The organism is Pedobacter arcticus A12 (genome assembly GCF_000302595.1).
Taxonomy (GTDB): domain Bacteria; phylum Bacteroidota; class Bacteroidia; order Sphingobacteriales; family Sphingobacteriaceae; genus Pseudopedobacter; species Pseudopedobacter arcticus.
Genome location: NZ_JH947128.1, coordinates 460,287 through 485,461 on the forward strand (window position 1 = coordinate 460,287; position 25,175 = coordinate 485,461).

Below are 25,175 nucleotides of genomic sequence, written 5' to 3' on the forward strand. Positions count from 1 at the left end.
GGTTGTCCCTATTTTTCGATTTGTTCGTTGAATTAAAATCTCCCCGCCTCATTGCCGGCGGAAAGGCTAGTTCCTTTTTTCCGAAAAAAGTAACCAAACTTGAGCGGAGCGGATGCATGAAAGCCTTTAAAAAACAATAAGCAAATTGAATAAACTCTCCGCTGCGCCACTTGCTACAATGACAGTGCAAGAAGTTCTTCACCTTTACCGCAACTGACAAGGCGGAATTTTTCGGTAACGAAAGGTCATTGCTATTAGGATTACTCCTTAACTGCAAACCTCCTCCTTCACCCGTCATTGTGATGAGCGAAGCGTCCGCCCTTGCGCTGGGTCGAAGCGACAATCTGTTGCTTAATAGCTTCTTGCTTGATTCACGGTTGTCCCTCTTTTTCGATTTGTTCTTTGAATTAAAATCTTCCCGCCTCATTGCCGGCGGAAAGGCTAGTAACTTTTTTTCCGCAAAAAAGTCACCAAAAAACTCTCCGCTGCGCCACTTGCTACAATGGCAGTGCAAGAAGTTCTTCACCTTTACCGCAACTGACAAGGCGGAATTTTTCGGTAACGAAAGGTCATTGCTATTAGGATTACTCCTTAACTGCAAACCTCCTCCTTCACCCGTCATTGTGATGAGCGAAGCGTCCGCCCTTGCGCTGGGTCGAAGTAACAATCCCTGTGTTAATTGCTTCTTGCTTGATTCACCGACTTCCTTAAGCCTTTTGCTTTCTGCCTTCTGCATTAAATTAAACCGAACCGCTCCTCCTTCACCCGTCATTGTGATGAGCGAAGCGTTAGCCTCTGCGCTGGGGCGAAGCGACAATCTGTTGCTTAATAGCTTCTTGCTTGATTCACGGTTGTCCCTATTTTTCGATTTGTTCTTTGAATTAAAATCTCCCCGCCTCATTGCCGGCGGAAGGGCTAGTAACTTTTTTTCCGCAAAAAAGTCACCAAAAAACTCTCCGCTGCGCCACTTGCTACAATGGCAGTGCAAGAAGTTCTTCACCTTTACCGCAACTGACAAGGCGGAATTTTTCGGTAATGAAAGGTCATTGCTATTAGGTTTACTCCTTAACTGCAAACCTCCTCCTTCACCCGTCATTGCGAAGTCCGAAGCGTCGGCCTGGTGCGAAGCGGGCTGTGGCAATCCCTGCGTTAATTGCACCGCCTTTAATCCATCGACTGCCTTTTGCTTTAAGCTTTTAGCCTTCTGCATTAAACTAAACCGCACAGCTCCTCCCTCACCCGTCATTGCGAAGCCCGAAGGGCGGGACTTGTGCAAAGCGGGCTGTGGCAATCCCTGTGTTAATTGCTTCTTGCTTGATTCATCCATTACATTTTGCTTTAAGCTTTCTGCCTTAAGCATAAAAAAGCCTTTAGCTTTCTGCTTGATTTCGCCCAAAGCAGTGGCTAGAGCATGTATTTTTTGCTTCATTTTTATGAAATTATCGTATATGAAAAAGGAAATTTAACCTGAACTGGTTGAAAAAAAAGAGTAGGGCCAGCGTAATTAACAATTTTACTAATAGCTATAAAGAACGAGCGCCTCCCTACTCCATGTCTTTAGTCTGGAGGACAAATCTTTAACGAAAATAATTGCTTTTGCCCATCATACCAATGGTACATCCATCTTAGAACGGATATGGGACTTTGCTTTTTTTGATGAGTTTGTTTCATTGCTCGTATAGATTTTACGAGTCTTTGCGGTTGAGAGCTTAACTATAGCAGGCTCTAAAAACCGTCTTGCTAGGCTTCTGACGACCTTCGACACGGAATTACAATAGAGCCCATAGTGCTATAGAGTGCACAAAATTACACAAAATATACTATGGGCATAAATCTATTGTCCCGGTCGGTTGCATTTGTCAGAATTTAGCAAGCGAGACTCTTTTATTTATGCCTATCAAATAACTATAAAAATTATTTGCTTAGACAATTATAAAGAAATCGTAACAAAATAACAAATATAAAAGTCAATTTGTTACGATTTTACGAATTCAATTTGTTGAATGACAGAACATTCAACATTTATTATTGCTAAAAACATTAAACTGGTTAGAGAATCATTGGGTTTATCTCAAAAGGACTTTGCTATTTTAGTAGGTATATCAAGATCATCTATAATAAAGATTGAAGATGGAAAAGCTAATTACAATATCGCCTTAATTAATAACGTTCTGAATTTCACTCATTTCGACTTACAGCAAGTAAGCTCGTCCAATTTTAAAGTTCCTGATTATTATAGAGAAAAGCTGATAAAGGTCTATCATAAGGACCTAACCAAAAGGATTATTTTAGAAAACCAACCTCCATTAGTTTTTTGTATAAAGAACTATTTACTTAAAACATCATTTTTAGACCAACCAAAAGAGATTAAAGAAATAGTAGTTTTCTTTAAAATTAGTAATTGGAATTTTAGTGGCAACTCGATACAAATTGCACTTAAACGAATGCCCGAATTAATTGAAATAAGAAAACACGAAAGTAAGGATAACACTAATATATATTTACGACGATAGATAAACAGCTGTTCGTCACACAAAGAAATATAAACCAACCGTAAACTACTCCAAGGCAAAGCATTTTAAAAACAGCCTGTTTTTATAACCCTCTATATATCTTTCTAAAAATTTTGGGTATTATTGCATCAAAATGGCTTTACTCATTGTAAGCTGAAACAGATATACTTATGAATGGTAATATTTACCGCTTGAAAAATCTTTCTTTTTTGTGCTTGTTAGCGGTGGTTTTGATGAGCTCTTGTAGTGTAAGAAACTCTTCCCGTATTTTACAATATCCAAAAAGTTTCAATACTGACACTTTGAAAACAGTAGCTATATTTAACGGACAAAGTAATTATTCCGAATATAGAATTAAGCCTTTCGATAAAATTAGTGTGACTAACCTCCAAGACCCTGAACTATTAGGGTCTAGAGTATTAGGTTCTCCTGGGTCTTTAAAGGCAAGTTACGAGGTAGATAATAACGGAGAAATTACTTTGCCTGGTTTAAGTAATATCAAAGTAGCGGGTCTGAATAAGCAAGAGGCAACAGAAAAAATTCAGAAATTATATGGAGAAGCATTATTTAAAAACCCAATTATTGAACTGACTATTAACAACTTATCGGTAACAATGTTAGGCGCATTTAAAACAGAAGGAAATTATGTCCTGGCAAATCAAAAGACAGATCTGATTGACCTCATTGGTCTTGCTGGAGGAATTTCCGAAGATGCCAATGTAAAAAAAATCAGGATCATTCGTGGAGACAGAGCCAATCCAGAGCTTATAATTGCGGATTTGTCAAATGTTAATACGCTGGCGAATCCAAAGCTGATATTGCAAGACGGCGACGTTATCATTGCAGAAAGAAGCAAGTTTTCAGTCTTTTCAAAAAATGTAGCCCCGATAAGTAGTATCGCCTCAGTCGGAATTTTAATACTAAACACCCTTTTAGTTATAGGGAATTTAAAGTAGTCAGGAATGGACTTGAACCAAGAAAGAAACCAAGAGATCAACCAAGAAATTGATTATATTAAAATCTTAAAGATTTTATGGAGCCGTTGGTATTGGATTGCCTCAATACTAGCTGTTTGTACGATTTGCGCTTATATTTATTTGTGGTATACCCCTCAAACTTTTAGTACTTCAGCTTCGGTAAAATTAGAACAGGAAAACAGTGAAATTTCATCTCTTTTTAAAGGTGGCTTTGGTGCAAGTGGTGGTAAATCTGTTGAATCAGAGAGTTATGTGATTAAGTCTAACATTCTAATTAATAACGCAATCAATCGTTTAGATTATCGGGTGTCGTATTTCATAGTCGGTCGCTTTCGAACTAAAGAAATGTACCCCTTTAAGCCATTTGTGGTAAAAGTCATCAAAGAAGACAGTCTGCAACGTTACACCGGCTCTTTCTTATTTAAAAAATTAGATAATCAAAAATTCCAAATTAGTGTGAAGGATGATCAATATAATCTGAGCATTAAAAAGAATTTCGGAGAAATGTTCAACCTATTAGGTTATACGATGATATTGACAGATTCATCGAAAACAGATTTTTCAGATTACTATTTCAAAATTAATCACAGCGAAGACTTCATAAACAGAGTAGCAAAAGGACTATCTGTTAGGGAGTTAGGTAAAACTACCAATATCATGCAAATAAGTGATGTTGATGAAAATCCTTATTTTGCTAAAGATATTGTGAATGCCGTCGTCAAGGAATACGTTTTTTTAGATGAGCAAACCAAAAGCCGTGGAGCCAATTCCACTATTGCTTTTATCAATTCACAACTTCGAAATATGTCTAATGAGCTTAAAACGGCTCAAAATCAATTAAAAGACTTTAAAGTTGAGAATAAAATTTCTAGTATTGGTTATTATAGTTCTTCTCGAGAGAAAAGGATGACCAATTATCAAGAACAATTGGTGAACCTAAAAAGCCAAAATATCAATTTGGATATTTTTGAGCAACAGATTAAGAATAACCAAGATAAGGTGTATCTTAATTTTAATATTGAGGGAGAAGCCGGCGCTTTTTTAAAAGGGCTCATAGATAAATTAAACATCTTATTGATTGAGCGTTCGGGTAAACTGGTTACTTACAATGAAAAATCCAATCCTATTTTAGAACTGGACAAACAGATTTATGACATTAGAGATGCCATTATCCGAAATATCAAAAGTTTTAGAGAGCGGCAGAACAAATATATCGCAAATTTAGAACAAGAGTTAAGAAGTGCAGATGCCAGCCTAGCTGTAGTACCAGGAACCGAACAAGGCTTAACTAATTTGCAACGAACTTATGATATCAATGAAAAAGTATACACCCTTCTCTCTTCAAAAAAATTAGAAGCAGAAATTACCTTATCTGCAATTTCTGCTGGAGCAAGTGTAGTTAATTTAGCTGAATTATCTTTTAAAACCGTTGAACCTCAAAAAGCCCGTGTTTATTCGTCTGCGCTATTGATTGGTATTATTTTGAGTTTGGGCTTAATTTTACTAGTAAGAATAATGAATCCTTACGTGTACGATAAGGAAACGGTAGAATCCTTAACAAGTATGCCTATTATCGGTGTGGTAAAAACTTTTCCTACTAAGTTGGACAAATCCAATAAACAGGTGCTTTCATTAGAAAAACCCAAATCAGTCTTTGCTGAATCCATCCGATCAGTACGTACAAACCTGAGCTTCCTGGCATCAGAGAAAAACTCGAAAGTCATCTGCATCACCTCCGAAATTTCTGGAGAGGGTAAATCTTTCATGACCATCAACTTGGCGAGTACACTTTCACTTATTGACAAAAAAGTGGTAATTATTGCGGCAGATTTACGTAAATCTAAAATGCATAAAGCTTTTGAGGTGGATAATGATAAAGGACTGAGTACCTATTTGGCTAATCAACATCAGATCGAAGATGTTTTACTACAAACCCATGTGGAAGGCTTAGATTTTGTTCCTTCAGGTCCCAACCCTCCAAATCCGTCCGAGTTAATTCAATCGGAAAGAATGAAAATATTGGTTGATTATTTATCTAGCAAATACGATTATGTACTGATAGATACGGCGCCAATAGGATTGGTTTCCGATTCAGTTCCATTGATTAGACAGTCCGACATTAATATATTTGTAATCCGTTCAGGTGTTTCCAGGATTGGTGCATCTACCATCCCTAATAAACTGAGTAGAGAATTTGGTCTTTCTAACATGGTGATTATATTGAATGCGTTTAGTAATGATTCCTTATACAGCCGTTACTACAGTACCAACTATGCCAACAGCTATTATGAAAGCTATTACTATTATGCAGATTACAGCGGTTATTATGGTTATGGCTATTATGATGATGTTAAACCAAGCTGGTGGAATGTGGTAGGGCAAGCTAAATACTACTTCAAAAAGAAAAAGAACAGCTAACAGGAAAAGTTAAAGGCTGAAAGCTCAAAGCTGAAGGCTAAATGAATTGATTAAACAAAATTAAAGTGGTCTTTTTACTTCCGACTTTATACTTTCAACTTTAACCCATGTGTAGAATTGCTGGGATTGTCCATCCTTTTTTCTTAAAAGACACCCTAAATCACAACATCCGAAAAATGTGCGATTTGCAGGCACATGGCGGGCCAGATGGGGAAGGCTATTTTGTAGATGAGGACGTAAATTTAGCGTTAGGACATCGTCGATTGTCCTTGATCGACTTAAGCAATGCTGGGCATCAGCCCATGGCTTACCAGCATTTACAAATCAGCTTCAATGGGGAAATCTATAATTATCAAGAGATACGTTCCGATCTTATCGCCTTAGGGCATCATTTCCAAAGCCATTCTGATACCGAAGTCATTCTTCATGCTTTTGCCGAGTGGGATACTAAATGCTTCGAACTTTTTAATGGCATGTTTGCGATTGCCATTTTTGATCAACGGACTAAAAAATTGATTCTGGCTAGAGACGTAGCTGGCATCAAACCGCTTTATTATTTCCATCAGCAAAATCAATTCATTTTTGCCAGTGAAGTAAAAGCTTTCGCAGCATCAGGGCTCTTGATTGAGGAAGACCCCAGCTGGAAAATTTATTTTTTGTCTTTCGGATTCATCCCGGAACCTCATACTACTTTAAAAAATGTACAATCCTTAGCCCCGGGTACTGTTTTGACTTACGATTTACGCAGTCATCAAATAGCTAGCGAAACCTTTGAAAAGCTCGAGTTCACTTCCAACTTGACCGATGAAAAAGAGGTTCATCAGTTGATCAACAATACCCTCAGCAGTGCGGTAAAAAGACATTTGATTTCTGATGCGCCTATTGGTGTATTTTTAAGTGGAGGAATCGACAGCAGCATCATCTCCTTACTGGCTGCGCAGAATTCCTCAACACAGATACAGACCTTGTCTGTCAGCTTTAATGAAAATGCTTATGATGAATCTTTTTATCAAAAGATCATTCAAGAGAAAATCAATAGCCGGCATACCCATTACATCATTACCAAAAAAGAATACTTAGATGCGTTGCCACAATTGCAAAATGCCTTTGACCAACCTAGTAATGACGCGGTAAATTCCTGGTTTATCTCTAGGTGTGCCAAACAAAATGGATTAAAAGCGGTGCTTTCTGGTTTAGGAGGTGATGAACTTTTCGGAGGTTATCCTTCGTTCAAACGAATCGACACTGCTATTGCGTTAAGGAAATTACCCCTCCAAGTTTTTAATATTGCTGATCACCTTTCGGATGATAAGCTTAAAAAATTACTTTTTTTAAAAGAGGAACGCACTTATGCCGATTACCTGTTTTTGAGGGGATTTTATACGCCCAAAACAATCAGCAAATTGTTAGACGCTACCGAGCGTGAAATTCATGAAGCGCTAAATAATCTGAATTATAATAGCCCCAGGAATAAAATCGCCCCTAAAAATTATGTGAGCTGGTTAGAACAAAACATCTATATGCGTTCCCAACTATTGCGCGATACCGATTACATGAGCATGCAACATGGGGTAGAAGTTCGGGTACCTTTTTTAGATAAGGATTTTTTAAAACTGGTCCATCAAATTTCGCCGGAAATTAAATTCAAAGGAGCTTTGCCCAAAGCTTTATTGGTAAACTCTTTTGCAGCTATTTTGCCTTTAGAGATTTACCAGCGTAAAAAAATGGGCTTTACCTTTCCCTTTCAGGAATGGAATAAATCGCACCCAGATATTAACAAAATTGCATTACACTCCAACAAGCAAGTTGCAAAATTGGGAACGCTGTTCTTAAAAAATAAATTGCATTGGAGCAGGTGTTATGCTTTGCTACAAATAGAAAATTTTCTCCCTCAAAAAGACGCACTTTTTTTAACCCTCAAAACCTTTAGCCATACCGGTGGGATAGAGAAAGTCAATCGCGTATTGATGAAAGCAGGGACAGATATTCAATCTAGCCATTTAATTCGTTTTCATGCTAAAAGCTTATATGACGATGCTCCTGATGAAAAATACATCACTAAGCGCCGTTTCAAAGGGTTTAAAGGAAATCTTTTACCATTCATTTTTGCTAGTGTAAAAAAAGGAATCAAATGTGATGTGGTCATGTTTAGCCATATCAATTTAGCCTTAGTGGGCTTATTGATTAAATTTTTAAACCCGAAAACCAAAATCGTTTTACAAGCGCATGGAATTGAAGTTTGGGGAAAACAAAGCTTTTTGAAGAAAGCCTTTTTAAAACAGGCTGATTTGGTATTGCCAGTAAGTGAATTCACAAAAGACAATTTGGTAGAACATCACCAGTTAAACAGCCATAAATGTGTGGTATTCCATAACAGCTTAGATCCCTTTTTTGTAACTGAACCGCAGCCGAATATCATTAAGCAATTGAAAGAAAAATACGATATTCAATTAGATGAGCGTGTGCTAGTTACCTTAACAAGACTGGTTAGCTCAGAAAAATATAAAGGTTATGATAAGGTAATTTCGGCCTTGGCGGAGTTGAAGAAAGAAGGGGGAAATTATAAATACCTTATTTTAGGAAAATATGACAACCTAGAACACCAACGCGTTACCCAATTGATTCAAAAACTCAATTTAGCCGAAGAAGTAAAGTTGTGTGGATTTATCCCCGACGCAGAAATAAGTAGTTACTTTAGCCTGGCAGATTTGTTTGTGATGCCGAGCCAAAAAGAAGGATTTGGAATTGTTTTTATTGAGGCCATGGCTTGTGGGCTACCTGTAATTGCGGGTAATTTAGATGGCTCAGTAGATGCGTTGGTAAGTGGAGAATTAGGGACATTAATTGACCCTAATGATGAACAAGCCTTAATCAATGCCATCAAAAATTACCGAAACCATCCGCTTTCTACTCAACCTATATTGTTAACGGAGAAAGTAAATGAAAATTTCGGTTATAGCCAGTACAAAAAGAATTTAGAAACATTATTGCTCAATTAAATGGAAAAGCTTGAAGAGGAAAAGTGGGATCTAGAAATTAAACCACAAAATCATTTATTTGAACTGCATTTGGCAGACGTATGGCGTTACCGCGATTTATTGGGCTTACTGGTGCGCAGAGATTTCGTTAGCTTTTATAAGCAAACCATTCTGGGCCCACTTTGGTTTTTTATCCAACCGCTTTTTACCACCATCATTTATACTTTTGTTTTTGGGAGCTTAGCGGGAATATCAACCGATGGTTTACCCCAGCCTTTGTTTTACATGGCAGGGATTACCGCTTGGAACTACTTTGCCGATTGCCTAACCAAAACAAGTACTGTTTTTAAAGACAATTCCAATATCTTTGGAAAAGTTTATTTTCCTAGATTAATTATGCCCTTAAGCATAGTGGTTTCTAATCTGGTACGTTTTGGCGTTCAAATGCTTTTATTTTTATTGTTAATGGGTGTTTATTACCTTAACGGTGCTCATTTTACAATTACGCCCTATATTTTTCTGTTCCCTCTTTTAGTTATTTTAATGGCTTTGCAAGGTTTAGGCTTAGGGATGTTGATTACTGCTATGACTACCAAGTACAGAGACTTGGCATTCTTAGTAACCTTTGGCGTACAATTGTTAATGTACGCTACTACTGTTATTTATCCATTGAGTTCCGCAATTATAAAATATCCGGAATATGCCTGGATGATCGAGTACAATCCTATGACCCCAATAATTGAAGGCTTTAGATTAGGGTTTTTAGGCGAAGGCAGTTTTACTTGGACCAGTTTGGGTTATGTTACTTTGGTAAGCTTAGCTTTAACCTTTTTCGGCTTAGTTATATTTAATAAAGTAGAAAAAACATTTGTGGACACTGTATAATTAAAAAGATGCTAAAAAAAGTAAATCAATTTATTTTAAACAGAGCTTTTGATAAAAAGCTAATACGCCATTTAGACAATAAAAACATACAGTTTGAAATCAATAAAGGGGGGCACCAAGTTTTTTTTCCTGAACCTGTAAAACTTCGCCCAAGCCCAAGCAGTGATTTCTCAGTATTCTTGCAGGTTTTTTTAGATGAGCAATATTTACCGGTAGTAAATTTTTGTTTGTTCAATAAATTGGAAATAAAAAATATCTTAGATTTAGGTGCAAATGTTGGCTTCACCTCTATTTATCTGCATAAGGCGTTTAAAAAGGCAAGTATTTATGCTGTTGAACCCGATGAAAACAACTTCAAAACGCTAAAAAGAAATACTTCATTTCTAAAAAAATTAACCACAATAAATTCAGCTGTTTGGTCACATAAAACTTTTTTAACTCCTTCTTACCAAGAAGAAAGCGATTGGGGCAAAACCTTTTTAGTTGATAAAAACAATTCGGAAAATAAAATAGAAACGGTTACTATAGATCAGCTAATCAAAGATTACAGTTTGGAAACTATAGATATATTAAAAATAGATATCGAGGGTGCAGAAAAACCGGTATTTGAAGGAGACATTTCTTTTTTAAATAAAACAAAAGTCATCGCAATAGAAATCCATGAAGATTACATTGAAAAACAGGTTATTACTGATGTTCTTTTAGCGCATAATTTTGTATTGACAGAAGCTGGAGAACTTATAATTGGTGTTAACAAAAAATTTTTATAGATAAGAATTGGTTTCGTATACTTTTTTTAGAAATGAGAATTCATTAAATATTGAATCGAGGACGTCACACCCTTCTCCTCATTTAGAGAATTCGAAAGGATTAAAAAGCATGTTGGAAATTAGGGTTGTCAGTCTGGAACGGAGGCTTAGACAAACAATTATTGAAATTTGACTAATTTAGTACCGTGGAAGTATCGATTATATATCCAAATAATAGTGAAAAGCTTCAGGCATTAAAGCTATTGCTGAAAGTTTTCAAACTACACTTTGAAGCTAAAACAAGAACACGGAATATAGATTTTTCGGAGATCGCTGGAAAACTATTATGGCAGGAAGAAGATGTAACACCACAAAAGAAAACACGAGCTGTAATGGAATTAAAAGCTAATAATCATAAATGGGGGTAGCAATTAAAGTAGAGAATCTTAGTAAAGCTTATCAATTGGGTGAGATTGGTACAGGTACGCTCTCCAACGATTTAAAACGTTGGGCTTATAAAGTACGCGGAAAAGAAGATCCCTTTTTAAAAATTGGCGAGACTAATGACCGTACCACCAAAGGCGAAAGCAATATGGTCTGGAGCTTAAAAGATATTAACTTTGAGATTGAGCAAGGCGATGCTGTGGGAATCATTGGGCGTAATGGAGCAGGCAAAAGCACCTTGTTGAAAATATTAAGCCGGGTGACTTCTCCAACTACTGGTTCTGTAAAAGTTAAAGGACGAGTGGCTAGTCTATTAGAAGTGGGCACAGGTTTTCATCCAGAATTAACTGGCCGAGAAAACATCTTTTTAAACGGTGCAATTTTAGGCATGCGTAAAGCAGAAATCAAAAAACACTTTGATGCCATTGTAGATTTTGCCGGTGTAGAACGCTATATTGACACCCCGGTAAAACGCTATTCTTCTGGAATGTATGTCCGTTTAGCATTTGCCGTTGCGGCGCACTTAGAATCTGAAATTTTGGTTGTGGATGAAGTTTTAGCAGTGGGTGATGCAGAGTTTCAGAAGAAATGTTTGGGGAAAATGAATGATGTGAGTAAGGGAGAAGGGAGAACTATTTTATTTGTAAGTCATAATTTAACTGCGGTAGAAACTTTATGCAATAATGGTATTTTGTTAAATAGTGGTTTTTTAGAAACTAGCGGAGCTGTTGAAAAAGTTGTTAAAAACTATATCAACCTAAGTTCCACCTCAACAAGATCGATTGAGTTTAATTCGATCACAAACCCTATCGGTAATTCTAAAATAAGAATATTAACCGCTTCTGTTGAACTTGCAGAGGGCGAACCGGAGTCAACTATTATAGACATTAATTCTAAAATTAATCTCAAATTCACAGTCTTAAATTTCACAAACGATTCGGTAATCTCAGTTGGATATGATTTAAAAACATTAAAGGGAGACACTATTTTTGGCTCGGGTAAAAAATTCATAATTCCATCAAATCAAGAAACCGAATTGACTTGTCATTTACCCGGTAATTTTTTGAACGATGATGTTTACAGCGTAAATATTTACTTTCACACGCAAACCATGTCTGGATTATATGCAAAAAATGAACTTTTAATATTTGAAGTTAAAGATATTGAAAGAGAGACAGGCTATCTGGGGAAAGTTAATGGATTCATAAGAACTAATTTTGCCTGGAGCGTAAAGGAGCTATCTAGACCATGAAGAAAATTTTAATAACCCAATCCAATTACATTCCTTGGAAAGGATATTTTGATGCAATAGCTTCAACGGATATTTTCGTTGTATATGATGATATGCAATACACTAAACGAGATTGGCGAAATAGAAACTTGATTAAAACTGAAAAAGGATTAAAATGGCTTTCTATTCCAGTAGAAGTAAAAGGGAAATATTTTCAGAAAGTTAATGAAACCATGATTTCCGATAAAAATTGGAATAATTCTCATTTAAATATTTTAAAAGCCAGCTACAAAAACGCTCCACATTATAAAGAGATAATCACTTGGTTGGAATCCCTATATTCTGAATGTAACTTTTTATATTTAACGGAAATTAACCTTTATTTCATAGAAAAAATAAATGAGTTTTTGGGTATTGAAACAACCATAGTACATTCAACGCATTTTAATCTACACGAGGAACGAACACAACGTTTAGTGAATATCTGTAAAGAATTAAATGGTACCGATTATTATTCTGGCCCAGCCGCTAAAACTTATATGGAAGAGGCGAAATTCAATAAGGAAAATATTGGAGTTCATTATTTCGACTACTCGAATTACCCTGAGTATCCTCAATTATATTCCCCTTTTGAACATGGAGTATCTGTTCTAGATCTTATATTTAATCAAGGTAGTAATGCTAAAAATTTCTTAAAGACAAATATAAATGGCTAGTAAAGAAATCTTAGAACAGATAGACCAGTATTATACTGGAAAAATCAAACAATACGGCGCTACGCCAAAAGGTGTGGATTGGAATGGGGAGGAATCGCAATATTTAAGATTTGAACAGCTTTGTAAAGTGTTTAAAGAAAAAGAGTTTTCGATATTAGACTATGGTTGTGGTTTTGGCTCTTTGTACAAGTTTTTAAAAAATCAGGATTACTCTTTTCAATACTCTGGATTTGATATTTCGGAAGAGATGATTAATAAAGCAAAGTTAGCTAATTCAGACGGAGTACAATGGTTTACAAAAATAAACCCCCTTCTAAAATATGATTACGCTATTGCTAGCGGCATTTTTAATGTTAAACTAGACACTAAAGAGGCTGAGTGGCTTAAGCTAATCCTTGATACATTAGAACAATTAAACCAAGCATCAACTAAAGGTTTTTCATTTAATATGCTAACTAGTTACTCAGATAAGCCGCTGATGAAAGAATATTTGTACTACGCAAAACCGGAGTTTTTCTTCGAGCATTGCAAAAAGAATTATGCAAAGAACGTAGCATTACTACATGATTATAATCTTTACGAATTTTCCATTATTGTTAAAAAATAAATTATGGCAAAAATAATAATTTTTGGAACTGGTGACATTGCCCAAATAGCTAATTACTACTTTGATATTGATACGGAACATGAGGTAGTTGCATTTACAGTAGATAAAAATTATATTACTACTGACGAATTTGAGGGAAAGCCGGTGGTAGATTTTGAACAATTGTCAGAACGTTATCCTCCTTCAGATTATCAAATATTTATTGCCACAAGCTACGCGAAGCTTAATAAGGTACGGGAAGAAAAATACAACGAAGTTAAAAAAAAAGGTTACCATTTAGTTTCCTACATCAGTTCTAAATGCTCTTATTTGTCGCAATATGAATGTGGAGATAACTGTTTTATCTTAGAGGACAATACCATACAACCTTTTGTAAAATTAGGAAACAACATTACCCTTTGGAGCGGAAACCATATCGGTCATCACTCAATTATACATGACCATAACTTTATAAGTTCTCATGTGGTTATTTCTGGGCATTGTGAAGTTCATTCAAATTGTTTTATAGGAGTTAATGCAACTTTGCATAATAACGTGGTCATATCCAAAGAGACGATACTAGCGGCAGGTGCTATTATAAGTAAAAAGACAATAGAAAAGGGGGTATATTTACCTCCTCAAACAACCTTATTTAAGAAAAAAAGTGATGAATTAAACTTTTAAAGCTACAGTAAAGCACTATAAGTATAATACTAATGCCGCTGCTATGATGGTAGTTTCTGTAAACTATATATAACATTAAATGTTTTATAGCTTAAAACAGCAAAAGATTATCAATTATGGCAACTAGATGAGTACCCTGTTTGTTTACCTAAAGTGCTCCTACCTTTTGTAAAAAAGAATGAAATATAATTTTAGTCTAAAATGGAAAAATCATACGGCGTTAATCGCCAAACTAAATTAAATAGCAAAATAGATATTCATCTTGAAGAATTACAGATTAATGGATTTACTGTACTAGAAAACGTCTTAAAAAATGATGAATTGCTAGATTGTAGATTGAAACTTGACAGTATTTACGAAACTCAAAAAGCGCAATTTGGAGCAGAAAATTTAATCAAAATTAATGAACAAAATCTAGTGAGATGCCCATTAATATATGATACTTTTTTTTTAAATATTGCAACTAATGAGAAAGTTTTAGAATTTGTAAAACTCCTAATAGGCGATTATTTTATTTTGCATTTGCAAAATGGAATAATTAATAAACCAAGCGAAGAACATCATCAGAGCTCTTGGCATAGAGATTTACCCTATCAAAATTTCGTGATTTCAAAACCATTGGCAATTGGTGCGCTGTACTGTATAGATGATTTTACAAATGAATCTGGTGGCACATTTGTTTTACCATATTCTCATAGAGTAGAATCTATTCCCACAGCGCATTATGTGGAGAAATACTGTAGGCAAATAGTGGCGAAGGCAGGGTCAGTAATTTTATTTGATTCAATGTTATTTCATAAAGCCGGATATAATTCATCAAGCTTTATAAGAAGAGCTATAAATAATGTATATGTTGTTCCAATCTTAAAACAACAAATTGATTTACCTTTCGCTTTAAATGGCAAATATTCAGATAATGAGTTTCTTTCCAAATTTTTAGGATATCAATCCAAAAGTGCCTCTAATGACACTGAATGGAGGAATAATAGATTGGAAAAACACATAATTTAAATGCAGTTTCACTATCTGTCAAATTGCGAAACTGGCATAATTAAATTGATTTTAAACTAATTCATATAAAGACTCATGTGGGAAAAGTTAGGTGTAATTTATCATCCTATAGGTGGTTGTTTTGAGAATCTTTCACACGCCGCTAATCCTCTACCTTTTCATTTAGAAGGCGATATATATCGAGTTTTTTATAGCTGTAGGGATAAGAACAACAAATCTTCAGTTGCATTTTTCGACTTTGATCTCAACAAAAAGATAGTTATAAAGGATGATCGGACACCAATATTCAAGTATGGCCATGACAATACGTTTTATTCACATGGAGTTAGTATTGGAAACATATACAATATAGGCAAATCAATGTATATGCTTTTTATGGGTTGGGAAGTCCCCAAAAACCAACATTGGAGAGGAAACATTGGGCGATTAAAATTAAATAAGACCCTTAATTTAGAATTGGATTCAGAAAAACCTTTTATGGCTTTAGATGAAATAGATCCAATTAGTCTCTCTTACCCCTTTGTTTGTTTTCATGAGGGAAATTATAAAATGTGGTACGGGTCAACGATTACTTGGGAAACAGAAAATGGAGAAATGCTACATGTAATCAAGTATGCTACATCTCCCGATGGAAATCATTGGGAAAAACATAACTTAGCAATACCATATAAAATAGGCAAATTACAAGCATTTTCTAGACCTACAGTGATTATTGACTCAAACGGATACCACATGTGGTATTCTTTTAGGTCTGGAACGGGAGAAACCTACAGAATAGGCTATGCCCAAAGCAATGATGGCTTAATCTGGAAACACAACATTAAAAAATATGGTCTTTCCGTTTCTCCGCAAGGTTGGGATTCTGAAATGGTATGTTATCCCTATGTTTTTGATCATCGCGAAACAAGATTTATGTTGTATAACGGAAATGACTATGGTAAATCTGGAATAGGTTTAGCGGTACTAAAGAGTTAAAATGGACATAGGATTTAACAAACCTTACTTAACAGGTAACGAAAATAAGTACATAACTGACGCAGTAGCTTCTGGTAAAATTTCTGGGAACGGAAAGTACACGCAGTTATGTCAGGACTTTTTTGAAAAACGGTATGGTTTTAGAAAATGCTTACTGACTACCTCTTGTACTGACGCATTGGAAATGTGTGCCATTCTGCTAAATATTAAAGATGGAGACGAAGTAATTATTCCTTCCTACACTTTTGTTTCTACTGCAAATCCTTTTTTATTGAGAGGAGCTAAAATTGTTTTTGCAGATTCGATGGATATTAATCCCAATATTGATGCTGAATTAATAGAAGTACTAATAACTCCCAAAACAAAAGCTATAGTAGTTGTACATTATGCGGGTATTGCTTGCGATATGGACAAAATAATGGCAATCTCAAAAAAGTACAACTTGTTTGTTGTAGAAGATGCCGCACAAGCTATCGATAGTTTTTACACGGGAATGGACGGTGTAAAAAAGCCTTTAGGCTCAATAGGACATCTTGCTGCTTTTTCTTTTCACGAAACTAAAAACATTATCTCTGGCGAAGGTGGTATGTTGGTAGTCAATGATGATAGGTTTGTTGCCAGAGCAGAAATTATATGGGAAAAAGGAACTAATCGGTCGGCTTTTTGGCGTGGCGAAGTTGACAAATATAATTGGGTAGATATTGGTTCTTCTTTTTTACCATCCGAAATTATAGCTGCATTTCTTTGGGCGCAGTTAGAAAACTTGGACGATATACAAAAGAAAAGAAAAGAAATTTGGGAACAATATTACTCAGGACTATTAAACTACCGTGGGAAATCTAAAGTAAAACTCCCAGTAGTTCCCGGCTATGCAACTAACAATGCTCATATGTTTTACATTGTCTTCGAAACTATCGAAAACAGAAATTTGCTTATAAAAAAACTAAAAGACAAACAAATTAACGCTGTTTTCCACTATTTATCACTTCACAATTCCCCTTTTTTCACTAATCTTCATGATGGTCGAATATTAGAAAAATCAGATAGTTATTCAAACAAATTACTTCGCCTTCCAATGTTTTATGAATTAACCACAGAAAAAATAAACAAAATAATTACTAATACTAAAACTTTCTAAATTGTATAACCCTATTCTATTCGTTGTTAGTGATTTTTATCCGGGCGGTGCACAACGCCAGATGTATGAAATAGACTTGTTTTGCAAAAGAACAGGTATTGAAATTGAAATATTATCTGTGAATAATTTAGCACAACATCCATATTTTCCCGATTTTTTCTATGATAAGCACATCAAACTAGGAACAAAAATTATTTTTCATGATCAAATTTTTCCAAGGTCGAAAAATAGTACTTTTTACAAGGTCTTAACAAGATTCAAACAAATATTAAATCTCAAAGAACCCGACAAAAAAAGAACTTTCATTAATGGCTTTAAAAAAGTTGTGTTTATGGGTGAATACATACTAAGCCCTTTCCAGTTACTAATTGATAATAGGAGCATACCAATAGTAAACATTATTATAATGTGCTCTCGCTTTCAAAGTGAGCATTATAGAAATTTAAACAAAAAAAATCAGTATAATTTCATTTCTGGTTTTGGAATAAAAGAAGAGATCGATTACGAATTTGAAGGTTTTGAAAACTTCGAGCACAATCATTTACCCTTGTCTATTGATGAAATAAATGATAATTGGAAAAAATGGAAATTCAACGATAAGAGCAATAAAAAAATCGGAATTTTCACTCGTCTTGCTAAATCAAAACCTTTAGACCCTTTTTTCTATGCCTTTCATCTTCTTCAATCAGAAGACCCAAATTTAGAACTACATATCTTTGGAGCCGGAAGCCCCGAAGATGCAGAATACACTCGTTATATAAATCATTTAGGTCTAAAAAATGTTCATTTTAGGGGACATCAAATAGACATAAAAAAAACTTTGAATATAGAAAATTTAGATTTAGTTTGGTTTCAAGGATATCTAAACCGGCCCGCGGGTTATGCTGGGTTTGACACTGCGCTAACAGGAACCCCTCAATTATTTTGGGACTTTTTCAGTGGAAAAAACTTAAGTATAAACGAAATCGATCATGTATATCCTCATTTTAAGGATATTGGTAAGTTCGCCAAAGCATCCTTTGTGATTTTGACGAAAAAACTAATTGCAGAAAAATTAGCAGAAAAACAATTTAATGACATCATAGAAAACCGATCATTAGAGCGAAACTTAGAAAACACAAAAAATTTTATTATCTAAATTTTATTATGAGGACCAATTTCATAAGCCTCTCTTTCGGGAGAGCAATCTTGATCTCAATCACATTGGCACTAATTTTTTAAATTACAGAAAAAAACCTCGTTAATCTCGGATGGAATCTATTATCTACTTAGCATGAAATTGTCTTGGATTTTGAAATTGACAATCGCCAATAAATAATATATTAAAAATTAGATGGATTTTTTTGTTAAAAATAGAATCCCTACCCATTTTACATATTGGCAAATGATTACGGGGTGTATGGGATTGCTTATAAATCAATATGAAAAACTTAGCTATTTTATCAATCAATCAGGACGCGTATTCAGAAACGTTTATCAAAATCCATAAAACTTTACCCTTTAACATTTCTTATTACTATGGCAATGTAATCCCTACTCATCTTGAAGGCAAGGGTTATCTACTCAAAAATAAATTGTATAGGTTGTATATTTCTGTAGTAGCCAAAATTAAAAAAAAAGAAACTCGTCTTTTTGCTTTAGAACGTAGCTTAAGAAAAGAAAACATTGATGTTGTATTAGCAGAATACGGAACAACTGGAGCTGAATGCTTAGCAATTGTTAAGAGCTTGAAGCTACCACTTCTTGTCTTTTTCCACGGTTATGATGCGTCCGTTACCTCTACTTTAGACTTGTATAGAGTTAAATATTTGGCATTGTTTAAGTACGCGAGTTGTGTTTTTTCGGTATCAAATGCAATGACTGAGAAGCTAGTTAGCATTGGCTGCGATAGGAAAAAGATATGCTATAATGTTTATGGTCCTAACAATTTATTTCTGGGTGTTAAGCCCAATTTCGAAAACAACAATTTTGTCGCGATAGGTCGATTCGCGGATAAAAAAGCTCCTTATTACACCATTTTAGCCTTTAATCAAGTGGTAAAAAAACACCCTGATGCCAAATTGATAATGGCAGGTGACGGGCCTTTATGGAATGTTTGTAAAAACCTAATACTTCACCTAAATCTTCAAAGAAACGTATCGTTAATTGGGATAATTAATCCACAAGAATGGGCAAAGTTATTAGGAAATTGTATTGCTTTCTTACAACATTCTGTTACCGCAGCAACAGGAGACATGGAAGGCACTCCTGTTGCTGTTTTAGAGGCCTGCGCCGCAGGAATTCCGGTAATTTCAACCTATCACGCCGGCATACCTGATATCATTGAACATGAGGAAAATGGTCTACTATGTGAAGAGCATGACGTCGACTTAATGGCCGTAAACATTATTAGAATTTTTGAAAACAGACATTTTGCTCAAGAACTTGGTAAGAACTCTAAACTGAAAATTAAAGAAAGATTCTCAATAGACCAGCATTTACAAATTATTACTACGGAAATTGAATCATCCCTAAAAAGCTGCTAATAGAAAGCTAAACTACTGAAAAGTAAGTACTATGATCTAAAATAAGAAACGATGAAAATAGACGTATTAAGTAACGAATATATTTCAATTAGGGCGCTACCCATTAATTACAAGGAAAGTGATTCGAAGATTTTCAAGAGAGAGTTCAAAAAGCTCATTCCACAAAATAACGTTTCAATACTTAAAAATGCAACTATTGTAGAGGAAACAATATTCCATAATTATTGTATTTTAGGTAATTACACCCATACTTTTAAACTTGACTGGCAGTACAAAAGTAAGGTTATTTTAAAAAGATTTATTTTCCCCCAATTAAAGGTTGAAAAAGCTATTTGGATTACAGATGATCTAAGTCCAGGGTATTTCCACTGGTTTTTAGATTGTTTACCCAGACTTTTAAACATCGATAAAACAGACAGTGATAAAAATGGGGTAATAATTTTAACGCCGGAAACTGTTGGACAAAATTTTGTAACAGATTCTTTAGACTTAATGGGCTACAAATATTTTGTAAAAACAGATAAAAAAGTAAATATAAAGTGTGAGGAGCTTTTAGTAGGCAACCATTGTGCATATACTACTGGAAATTACAACGAGCCCTTAATTAAAGAATTGAGAGACATATTTCTAAAGAAAATCAAAGTTCAAAAAAGTTCAACAAAAAAATGGGTTTATATTAGTAGAGATAAATCAACTAGGCGAAAAGCCACAAACGAGGCTGGATTGGTAAATATGTTACTAGCGCTAAACGTTGAGGTTCACTATTTTGAGGAGTACAGTTTTTTAAAACAAATGGACATCATTGCGCACACAGATTATTTAATTTCTATACATGGGGCTAGTTTGACAAATATGCTTTTTATGAGTGAGAACACACACGTAATAGAGCTACGAAATGATGTTGATACCCATAGCAATTGTTACTTTAGTTTAGCTGCGGCCTTAGATATAAATTATCATTACTTACTTAATAAAGGGAATGACGATATTCCCCATTTCGCAAATTTAATAATAGATATAGAAGCTTTAAAAAATTATATTCTTAATTTAAGAAAGGATTAACCAACCCATTTTTAGTTTCCAACTAAGCATTTACATTATGCCCGATTTAGCGCCCATCATATTATTTGTATATAACCGCCCTTGGCATACTAAGCAAACTTTACAAGCTTTGATGGCAAATAAACTAGCTAAAGACTCTATTCTGTTCATTTATTCTGACGGATTAAAAGATGATGCAACAGAGGTGCAAAAAATTGCTTTTCAAGAAACCAGGCAAGTTCTCAAAAACGAAAAATGGTGTAAAGAAGTGCATATTGTTGAAAGAGAAATTAATTTTGGACTTGCTGAAAACGTGATTACGGGAGTTACTGAAATTTTAAATAGATATGGGAAAATTATTGTGTTAGAAGATGATTTAGTGACTTCCCCATATTTTCTTGATTATTGCAATGATGGGTTAAATATTTATCAAGATAGCCAAAATGTTTATTCAATAAATGCTTATCAATTTCCAATAGATTTTGGAAATAGTAACCCTGAGGCCTTTTTGTGCCCATTAGCTACAAGTTCGTGGGGATGGGCAACTTGGAAATCAAAGTGGGATAAGCTAGATGCCTCTTTAGAATATGGAGAACTAATCCAGAGCAATAATCAACTAAAAAAAAGATTTGATTTCGGTAGTTACCAATTTTCTAATATGTTAGAAAATAAAAAGTCTTGGGCTATTAAATGGTATTATTCTGTTTTTATTAGAAATGGTTTAGGTGTGTTCACAACGGAGTCTTTAGTGAAAAACATCGGGTTTGACGGAACTGGTGAAAATTGTGGGATAGAAGAACTTGATCAATCTTTTTTTGAAAAAGGAATATCTGTTCAATTAAAGGAGAATATTCATTTGAAATATTACATGGATATGCTCAATTATTTTTCAGTGCCTAAAAAACTAAAACGTGACTTTCCGCAAAACAAGAGTAATCCTACTTTTGTAACACTAAAAAGTATCTTAAAGAAATTTTTGGTATTTTCAAAACTAAAATAAAGGTGTTGATTAAACAATTTAAAATACTGCTAAAAAGTGTACTTAGGAGACTAATGGCCTCAATTAACATTGAGAACTTTGTCGATGAGGAAAAAGTCAAACGTTGCTTAACACAGGTAACTATAGGGGACGATTCAAGGTTCTATCCTGAAGCGAAAGTTTTTAACTACAGCGACATTTTATCTAAAATTCAAATAGGAACTCATACCCATATTAGAGGAGAGTTAGTTGTTTTTCCGTCGGGTGGTGTCATAAAAATAGGAAATGACTGCTTTATTGGAGAACGTAGCAAAATATGGTCTCAAAGCAGTGTTTTAATTGGAAATAATGTGTTAATCTCTCACGATGTAAACATTCATGATACCAACTCGCATCCATTAAACAATATTGAGCGACGAGAAGATTATAGACAAATAATTAGCTCTGGATTTTCCAAAACAAACACAAATGTAATTACCAAGGCGGTTAAGATAGACGATGATGTATGGATTGGATTTAATTCGATTATTATGAAAGGTGTACATATTGGAAAAGGTTCAATTGTGGCAGCAGGGAGTGTTGTAACGAGCAATATTCCAGAGTTTACTTTGGTAGCTGGTAATCCTGCAAAACCGATAAAAAGTCTAAAAGAAAATGAAGAGTACCTTTAAAAGAATCATCAAAAAGATTTTCTTTGAAGATAAAGAAAACGACCTTAAACGCTATAAAGCAAATTTAGATGTTAATCCTAATGCTATTATAAAGTCTTTTGATCTTGATTTCAGAAGTAAGATTGAAAACAGGAAATATGTCACCATTGGATCAAACTGTTTGATCAGCGCAACTTTTACTTTTGAAACTTCAAAAGGCGAAATCAAAATTGGTAATAATATTCATATTGGCGGCGCACATTTTATTTGCAGAACAAAAATAGAAATTGAAGATGATGTAACTATGGCCTGGGGTATTACCATTTACGACCATAATTCTCACAGCATCTACTGGGAAGAAAGGAAAAATGACAATTTGCAATGTTATAAAGACTACTTAGAATTTAATGGAGATTCCATTAAAAGAAAGGACTGGTCGAATGTTGTTTCACGCCCAATTTTAATTAAATGTAAAGCCTGGGTCGGCTTTAATGTAACTATACTAAAAGGGGTAACTATTGGCGAGGGGGCGGTAATTGGAGCTGGTAGTTTTGTTGTTAAAGACGTAGAGCCGTTTACCGTTGTAGGTGGCAACCCTGCAAGACTTATAAAGAGAATAGAATGAAATTATTGATAATTGGCTCCAAAGGATTTATTGGCCAACATTTATTAGATTTTTACCGACAACAGATTGATAAAGATGTTTGGGGCTGTGATGTAAATGCTGATTTTGAGGATTCTAAATACATTTTGATGGATAATAGTAATTCTGATTTTGAAAGTGTTTTTAGGAATAACTATTTTGATGCATGTATTAATTGTTCGGGTGCAGCGAGTGTTCCCGAATCTTTGAAAAATCCGTCTCGTGATTTTTATTTGAATACGTTTAATGTTTTTAATCTATTAAATAACATTCGAATATTTTCACCGAGCTGTAAGTTCTTAAATTTATCGAGCGCAGCCGTTTACGGCAATCCCACCACACTTCCAATATCAGAAAATGCAAGCTTAGATCCAATGTCTCCTTATGGTTACCATAAAGTAATGGCAGAGAACATTTGCAAGGAGTTTAAGGAGTTTTATAAAATAGAGGCTTGCACTGTCAGAATTTTTTCCGCTTATGGAAATTCATTAAAAAAGCAATTATTTTGGGATGTTTATAAGAAAAGTAAAGACTCAAACTGTATGGAGTTTTTTGGTACAGGAAAAGAAACTAGAGACTTTATCCATATTTCAGATGTTGTGCAGGCAATTGATTTAATTTTACAAAATTCTTCTTTTGATGTTGATTGTTATAATATTGCAAACGGTAAAGAAATAGAAATTAAAACCGCTATTGAGCATTTATTAAAACATTTAGGCTGGCAAGGCGAATTCAAATTCAACAACCATAATAGAGAAGGAGATCCACTTTACTGGTGTGCAGACATCAGCAAAATAAAAAAGTTGGGATACGCTCAAAAAGTAAAAATAGAAGATGGTTTAAAAGACTATAGTGAATGGCTAAAAGAATTAGATTAGGTTTAACATATGTTTATGATGAAAACTGGATTGGAGGCACTTATTACATTGAAAACTTAGTAAAATCACTTAATACATTAGAAGATACTGAAAAACCAGAAATTGTAGCTATAGTGGTTAAAAAGAGTGATTTCTTACTGTTAGAAAAAAGCACCTCTTACCCATACTTGAAGTTCCAAATTCATTCTGGAGAAAAAAATCTATTGTTCAGATTATTTAATGTAGTAACCAGAAGGCTATTTGAAAAATCTCTCTTTTCGTTAAAAATCGCAAATCTTGACGGGGTATTTCCATATTCAAATTCCGTACAATTTGATTTAGCTAAAAAAAAAATATATTGGATACCTGATTTTCAAGATCATTTTCTGCCTAAAATGTTTTCTGCAGCAGAATTAGAAAATAGGCTAAAGTTGCAGAAAAAAATAGTGTACAGCAACTTAGATTTAGTAATAAGTAGCAGGGATGCTTTTAACCATTTAAAACAAATTTTCCCTGATTATACTGTTTCACCTCATGTTGTTCCTTTTGCTGTTTCTCTCCCACATTTACGAGATAATACAAAGATAATTGAGGTAAACCAACGAAAAATACCTGACAATTATTTTATTTGTTGCAATCAGTTTTGGGCTCATAAAAATCATTTAATTATTTTAAAGGCCATCAAACACTTGAAAGATAATGGACAGGAAGTAAATGTGATTTTTACTGGAAACGTTAGTGGAAGTTTCGAAAGTCAGGTCTATTACAAAACATTAACAGACTTTATAGAAACCCATAACTTATCAACGAATGCTATTCTACTAGGTTTCGTAGATAGAGAGATACAACTCAACTTACTTTTAAATGCCACAGCAGTTATCCAACCTTCTTTGTTTGAAGGTTGGAGTACCATTGTTGAGGACGCTAAATTCCTAAATAAGTCGCTTATAATATCTGATTTAAAAATTCATAGAGAGCAACTAGAAAAATACGAGGTTCAGTATTTCGACCCGAGTAATGAAATAGATCTTGCGACCCATCTTAATTTGACAATTGATAAAGGAAATGAATCAAAAAATATTTCCTCAAATTATCGAGAAAATTCAATTTCTTTTGCAAAAAAATTCATGGCTATCTTACAAGAATAAAACGGCCTCATAATAGTTTATAAACCA

23 protein-coding genes are annotated in these 25,175 nt (G+C 34.4%); 22 read left to right on the forward strand and 1 reads right to left on the reverse strand.

The window, feature by feature from the left end; genetic code table 11:
* A partial coding sequence (locus B176_RS19960; RefSeq protein ID WP_193372317.1) for a hypothetical protein occupies window positions 1-1,429 on the reverse strand: 1,429 nt, incomplete at its 3' end.
* A 574-nt stretch (window positions 1,430-2,003) separates the two neighbouring features.
* On the opposite strand from B176_RS19960, the gene B176_RS19965 reads away from it, so the two are divergent.
* The 22 genes from B176_RS19965 (at window position 2,004) to B176_RS0117915 (ending at window position 25,148) form a co-directional block, all read left to right on the forward strand.
* Window positions 2,004-2,513 carry a helix-turn-helix transcriptional regulator gene (locus B176_RS19965; protein WP_017260197.1) on the forward strand — a complete coding sequence of 170 codons (510 nt, stop codon included), beginning with the start codon at window positions 2,004-2,006 and terminating at the stop codon, window positions 2,511-2,513.
* A 170-nt stretch (window positions 2,514-2,683) separates the two neighbouring features.
* Window positions 2,684-3,469, forward strand: coding sequence for a polysaccharide biosynthesis/export family protein (locus B176_RS0117815; RefSeq protein WP_017260198.1), 786 nt, complete (start codon window positions 2,684-2,686; stop codon window positions 3,467-3,469).
* 6 nt (window positions 3,470-3,475) lie between these two features.
* Window positions 3,476-5,908: a GumC family protein gene (locus B176_RS19970; RefSeq protein ID WP_017260199.1), complete on the forward strand. Its 2,433-nt coding sequence runs from the start codon at window positions 3,476-3,478 to the stop codon at window positions 5,906-5,908.
* Window positions 5,909-6,015: 107 nt separating this feature from the next.
* On the forward strand, window positions 6,016-8,907 hold the full coding sequence (gene asnB / locus B176_RS0117825) for an asparagine synthase (glutamine-hydrolyzing) (RefSeq protein WP_083852758.1): 2,892 nt from the start codon (window positions 6,016-6,018) through the stop codon (window positions 8,905-8,907).
* Window positions 8,908-9,771 (forward strand): ABC transporter permease, encoded by an 864-nt coding sequence (locus B176_RS0117830; protein WP_017260201.1) that lies wholly within the window; start codon window positions 8,908-8,910, stop codon window positions 9,769-9,771.
* 8 nt (window positions 9,772-9,779) lie between these two features.
* The gene (locus B176_RS20490; protein ID WP_017260202.1) at window positions 9,780-10,541 is read left to right on the forward strand and encodes an FkbM family methyltransferase; all 762 of its coding nucleotides are present in this window, start codon (window positions 9,780-9,782) and stop codon (window positions 10,539-10,541) included.
* Between the two features lie 185 nt (window positions 10,542-10,726).
* A complete protein-coding gene (locus tag B176_RS0117840) occupies window positions 10,727-10,948 on the forward strand; it encodes a hypothetical protein (RefSeq protein WP_017260203.1) in 222 nt (73 codons plus the stop codon).
* A complete protein-coding gene (locus B176_RS0117845) occupies window positions 10,939-12,216 on the forward strand; it encodes an ABC transporter ATP-binding protein (protein ID WP_017260204.1) in 1,278 nt (425 codons plus the stop codon). The genes B176_RS0117840 and B176_RS0117845 overlap by 10 nt, the downstream gene beginning before the upstream one ends.
* Window positions 12,213-12,911 (forward strand): WbqC family protein, encoded by a 699-nt coding sequence (locus B176_RS0117850; protein WP_017260205.1) that lies wholly within the window; start codon window positions 12,213-12,215, stop codon window positions 12,909-12,911. Before B176_RS0117845 ends, B176_RS0117850 begins: the two co-directional genes overlap by 4 nt.
* Window positions 12,904-13,518 (forward strand): class I SAM-dependent methyltransferase, encoded by a 615-nt coding sequence (locus tag B176_RS0117855; protein ID WP_017260206.1) that lies wholly within the window; start codon window positions 12,904-12,906, stop codon window positions 13,516-13,518. Before B176_RS0117850 ends, B176_RS0117855 begins: the two co-directional genes overlap by 8 nt.
* A gap of 3 nt (window positions 13,519-13,521) precedes the next feature.
* Window positions 13,522-14,181 carry an acetyltransferase gene (locus B176_RS0117860; RefSeq protein ID WP_017260207.1) on the forward strand — a complete coding sequence of 220 codons (660 nt, stop codon included), beginning with the start codon at window positions 13,522-13,524 and terminating at the stop codon, window positions 14,179-14,181.
* A 201-nt stretch (window positions 14,182-14,382) separates the two neighbouring features.
* The gene (locus B176_RS0117865) at window positions 14,383-15,192 is read left to right on the forward strand and encodes a phytanoyl-CoA dioxygenase family protein (protein ID WP_017260208.1); all 810 of its coding nucleotides are present in this window, start codon (window positions 14,383-14,385) and stop codon (window positions 15,190-15,192) included.
* A 75-nt stretch (window positions 15,193-15,267) separates the two neighbouring features.
* Entirely contained in the window at window positions 15,268-16,167 is a 900-nt protein-coding gene (locus B176_RS0117870) for a glycoside hydrolase family protein (RefSeq protein WP_017260209.1), read from the forward strand.
* 1 nt (window position 16,168) lies between these two features.
* Window positions 16,169-17,305, forward strand: coding sequence for a dTDP-4-amino-4,6-dideoxygalactose transaminase (rffA, locus tag B176_RS0117875; protein WP_017260210.1), 1,137 nt, complete (start codon window positions 16,169-16,171; stop codon window positions 17,303-17,305).
* Window position 17,306: 1 nt separating this feature from the next.
* Complete coding sequence (locus B176_RS0117880) at window positions 17,307-18,443, forward strand: glycosyltransferase family protein (RefSeq protein WP_154648039.1); 1,137 nt, start codon at window positions 17,307-17,309, stop codon at window positions 18,441-18,443.
* A gap of 283 nt (window positions 18,444-18,726) precedes the next feature.
* Window positions 18,727-19,830, forward strand: a complete 1,104-nt coding sequence (locus B176_RS0117885) for a glycosyltransferase (RefSeq protein ID WP_017260212.1) — start codon at window positions 18,727-18,729, stop codon at window positions 19,828-19,830.
* Between the two features lie 51 nt (window positions 19,831-19,881).
* Window positions 19,882-20,892: a glycosyltransferase family 61 protein gene (locus tag B176_RS0117890; RefSeq protein WP_017260213.1), complete on the forward strand. Its 1,011-nt coding sequence runs from the start codon at window positions 19,882-19,884 to the stop codon at window positions 20,890-20,892.
* A gap of 112 nt (window positions 20,893-21,004) precedes the next feature.
* Complete coding sequence (locus tag B176_RS19980; protein ID WP_154648040.1) at window positions 21,005-21,871, forward strand: glycosyltransferase family 2 protein; 867 nt, start codon at window positions 21,005-21,007, stop codon at window positions 21,869-21,871.
* 53 nt (window positions 21,872-21,924) lie between these two features.
* Window positions 21,925-22,521, forward strand: coding sequence for an acyltransferase (locus B176_RS0117900; RefSeq protein WP_017260215.1), 597 nt, complete (start codon window positions 21,925-21,927; stop codon window positions 22,519-22,521).
* Window positions 22,505-23,125, forward strand: coding sequence for an acyltransferase (locus tag B176_RS21545; RefSeq protein WP_017260216.1), 621 nt, complete (start codon window positions 22,505-22,507; stop codon window positions 23,123-23,125). Before B176_RS0117900 ends, B176_RS21545 begins: the two co-directional genes overlap by 17 nt.
* On the forward strand, window positions 23,122-24,021 hold the full coding sequence (locus tag B176_RS0117910; protein WP_017260217.1) for an NAD-dependent epimerase/dehydratase family protein: 900 nt from the start codon (window positions 23,122-23,124) through the stop codon (window positions 24,019-24,021). The genes B176_RS21545 and B176_RS0117910 overlap by 4 nt, the downstream gene beginning before the upstream one ends.
* A complete protein-coding gene (locus B176_RS0117915; protein ID WP_017260218.1) occupies window positions 24,000-25,148 on the forward strand; it encodes a glycosyltransferase in 1,149 nt (382 codons plus the stop codon). Before B176_RS0117910 ends, B176_RS0117915 begins: the two co-directional genes overlap by 22 nt.
* Window positions 25,149-25,175: the final 27 nt, after the last annotated feature.